The sequence below is a fragment of the Streptococcus sp. E17BB genome (assembly GCF_041807725.1).
In the GTDB taxonomy this organism is placed as follows: Bacteria; Bacillota; Bacilli; order Lactobacillales; family Streptococcaceae; genus Streptococcus; species Streptococcus entericus.
This window is the reverse complement of record NZ_JBGTZC010000075.1, coordinates 1-1,303: the sequence shown is the minus strand read 5'-3', so window position 1 is coordinate 1,303 and position 1,303 is coordinate 1. Positions and strand designations below refer to the sequence as shown.

3 protein-coding genes are annotated in these 1,303 nt (G+C 41.4%); all 3 read left to right on the top strand.

Annotated elements, in window-relative coordinates; all coding sequences use genetic code 11:
* Positions 1 to 213: hypothetical protein (locus tag ACERC7_RS10650; protein WP_373666905.1), on the top strand; the 213-nt coding region annotated here is incomplete at its 5' end.
* Complete coding sequence (locus tag ACERC7_RS10645; RefSeq protein WP_373666904.1) at positions 200 to 985, top strand: replication initiator protein A; 786 nt, start codon at positions 200 to 202, stop codon at positions 983 to 985. The genes ACERC7_RS10650 and ACERC7_RS10645, both read left to right, overlap by 14 nt.
* 151 nt (positions 986 to 1,136) lie before the next feature.
* Positions 1,137 to 1,303 (top strand): DNA cytosine methyltransferase (locus tag ACERC7_RS10640; protein WP_373666906.1); only part of this gene is annotated, 167 nt, incomplete at its 3' end.

Here is a 1,303-nt window from a genome sequence, read left to right as displayed (position 1 = left end):
TCTTGCCTTTTTTATTTTACAGGGAGGAAAATCGTGGAACTTGCAGAATCAACTCGCCTAGGTGTTGTTAGCTATCTCATGATTGTTATGGGAGTTACATCATCTAAAGCAACAGACATGTTGAAGGAATTAGAAACAAGTGGCCTGGTTAATATTGCTACAACTGGTCAACTAGCACTCAAAGTATTGGAGGACAATCATGAAACGCATTAGTGCAAACCAATATCAGACATCGGAAAGATATTACAAACTTCCAAAGCTCTTGTTTGAGAGTGACCGATACAAGGATATGAAGCTGGAGGTCAAGGTTGCCTATGCCGTTTTGAAAGACCGTTTGGAGTTGTCTTTGAGTAGGGGCTGGATAGATGAGCAAGGTTTTATCTACTTGATTTACTCTAACTCAAAATTGATGGATTTGTTAGGGTGTTCTAAGTCCAAACTCCTGTCCATCAAAAAATCCTTGAGAGATTTTGGCCTTATTGAGGAAGTCCAACAGTCATCCAGTGAAAAAGGACGGCTCGCAAACAAGATTTATCTGGGTGAGTTGGAACATGAACCGACCCCCGTCTTAAATTCAGACGGGGGTGGTGTTAAAAAAACACGGGGCCAGTCTCAAAATCAGACGGGCCCCGTCTTAAATTCAGCCACTAGTGAGACTGAAGATAATGAGACTGAACATAGTGAGACTAAAGAGAGTGATTGTCTTTCAGAGGATGAGGAGGAAAAAGGGCTCACTCGTAAAGTGGATAAGCCAACCACCTATGACAAGGATTATATTTACCAATTGGTCTATGACCAGCTGATTCGTGAGAAGTTTTCTAAGACAAGTGCAGAGTTTGTCATGAGGCATTTTGAGACTAGGTATCAGTATGCTTTGGAGAACATGAGATTTGCCAGAACGGCAGAGACCATAGCTGAGTATATCTTTAATGGCATTCTGGCAGAGTGGAATAAGGAACGCCGACAAGAACAGGAGAGGAGGTGAGAACCATGTGGTGGAAAATTTTTCTAGGCATGTGGATACTATCCCTTATTGTACTAGCGATTGAGTTTAAGAACGCTCCAGAAATGGACGACCATATCTAACCAAGGCTTTACGAGGAGTAGGGTCTTTTATTTTTTTGAAAGGACAAGAGATGAACTTTTTTGATTGTTTTGCAGGGATTGGAGGCTTTCGCTTAGGTATGGAAAGTCAAGGTCATACCTGCATTGGCTTTTGCGAAATAGATAAATTCGCTAGACGGTCTTATCAGGCCATTTTTGAGACAGAAGGAGAATTAGAATACCATGACATTACCCAAAT

Coding starts and splice junctions, on each gene's coding strand:
- ACERC7_RS10645 (WP_373666904.1), top strand. CDS start 200: ATGAAACGCATTAGTGCAAACCAATATCAGACATCGGAAAGATATTAC.